Below are 2372 nucleotides of genomic sequence, written 5' to 3'. Positions count from 1 at the left end.
GCTATTCAATGTAAGTTTTATAGTGCAAATCATCAGATCAAGAAAGAAGATATTGATAGCTTTATTGCTGCCTCGGGAAAAAAGATCTTCACACGCCGTATTCTGGTTGATAGCACCGAAGGTAATTGGAGTAACAATGCCGATCTCACCTGTGAAGGACAAGGAGTCCGCATTCAACGGATTAATCTTTTTGATCTGGAAAACAGTCAAATAGATTGGTCAACCTTTGAAAGCAAAGGGGAAGCTACTCTTAAGAAAAAAGAACCAAAAAAGCTTTTAGATCATCAACAAGAAGCGCTTAAAGCTGTTTGTGACGGTTTACAAGAAGCAGACCGCGGCAAGCTGATTATGGCGTGTGGAACGGGAAAGACCTTTACCAGTCTGAAGATAGCAGAAGCTCTTGCTGGTCAAGGTAAACATGTTTTATTCCTTGTCCCCTCTCTTTCTTTAATGTCACAAACAATAAGAGAATGGACAGCAGATACAGCAATACCCTTGCGTTCCTTTGCCGTGTGTTCTGATACACAAGTTGGCAAGCGTCGCAAAGCCCAAGATGATGCTGCCGAACTCGATGTCTCGGATCTCGCTCTACCAGCAACAACAGATTCTCAAAAGCTTGGAGAAAAAGCCAATAAGGTTTCTCCTGATGCCATGACAGTGGTCTTTGCTACCTACCATTCGATCCAAGTGATTTCGGATGCGCAAAAGAAATATGCTTTACCGGAATTTGATCTGATCATTTGTGATGAAGCACACCGTACCACTGGAGCTGTGTTAGGAACAGACAAGAGTGAATCTGAGTTTATCAAGGTTCATAATAATAGCCTTATTCGGGGAAAGAAACGTCTGTATATGACAGCAACACCTCGTATCTTTAGTGATAATGCCAAAAAACAAGCTAATGAGATTGATGCCGTTCTGGCTTCTATGGATGATGAAGAGCTTTATGGCAAAATCCTTTATTCTTATAGTTTCTCCCATGCTGTAAAAAATGGACTTTTAACGCCTTACAAGATTATCGTTTTAGGTGTTGATGAAGGAGAAGTGAGTAAATCTATCCAGCATCTGATGACAGATGAGAATTATGAACTTATTCTTGATGATAGAACAAAGATCATGGGTTGTTATCAAGCTCTTACCAAAATGGATCTGAAAATTGATCTTGGAGATGATACAAGACCCATGCATCGGGCTTTGGCTTTTTGTAGAGATATTGATACTTCTGAACGCATATGTAGAACATTCAACGATGAAGAAGTTAAGAAAGATTTACGTAATCTTCATGAAAACCATAAAAATATTCCCCCTCTTAACTGTCAAGTAGATCATATTAATGGAAAATCTGGTGCCAAAAACCGTACGATAAAACTTGATTGGTTGAAAGAAGATGCGGGTGAGAATGTCTGCCGTATATTAACCAATGTACGCTGCCTTTCAGAAGGTGTTGATGTTCCTTCCCTTGATGCGGTTATGTTTTTACACCCGCGTAAAAGCCAAGTGGATGTGATACAAGCAGTGGGACGTGTGATGCGTCGTGCAAAAGGCAAAAAGATGGGTTATATCATTTTGCCGGTTGGTGTTCCTGCTGGTGTTTCACCAGAAGAGGCATTAAAAAACAATAAGAGATACAGTGTTGTCTGGCAAGTTCTCAATGCTTTGCTTGCCCATGATGAGAATTTTAGTAAAACCCTTAACCAGATGGTCTTAGGACAAGACGTAAGCTCTATCATCGACATTGTTACAGTTTCTAAAAAGACCGAATTAGAGAATGTCACCACGGTTATTGACGAAATCCCGCTCCACGAAAAATCAGAAAAATCCGGACTTTGTATTGGGACACAAGCTCATGAACCGCACCAAACATATGAAGGACAAGGAAGATTGCCCTTTTTTGTTGAGTTTCCCAATGCTCTCAAAACACTGATTGTTAAAAAATCTACTATGAGTGATTATTGGGGCATTTGGGCTGGCAATGTTGCTGAGATTGCACAAAACCATATCACACGCCTTCAAACTATGCTTTCTGATCAAACAAGCGAAGCTTATCATGCCTTTGATGCGTTTTATAAAGAATTAAAAAACAACTTAAACAGTGAGATAAAGCAAGAAGAAGCGATTGAGATGTTAGCGCAACATCTTGTGACGCGTCCCGTGTTTGAAGCCTTGTTTGAAGGCAATGAATTTGTACAAAATAATGCCATTTCGCAAGCAATGGAAAAAATCTTAACAGAACTCGATAAAACCAATATTGAGGAAGAATCCAAAGAATTACAAGAGTTTTATGACAGCGTAAAGTTCCGTGCCTCTGGCATTACCGAACCACAGGCAAGACAAAATCTTATTATCAAACTTTACGAAGATTTTTTTACCAA

At 39.7% G+C, this 2372-nt stretch carries 1 protein-coding gene; it reads left to right on the top strand.

Annotated features, from left to right (window positions below):
- Positions 1 to 2372, top strand: a 2372-nt coding sequence (locus tag ACFIJW_RS03410) for a DEAD/DEAH box helicase family protein (RefSeq protein ID WP_375633288.1), incomplete at both ends; no start/stop codon positions are given.

This window comes from Bartonella sp. MM97QHHN, assembly GCF_042194285.1.
GTDB lineage: Bacteria > Pseudomonadota > Alphaproteobacteria > Rhizobiales > Rhizobiaceae > Bartonella.
Note: the sequence above shows the minus strand (reverse complement) of the source record. Positions and strands in the feature narration are given on the sequence as shown.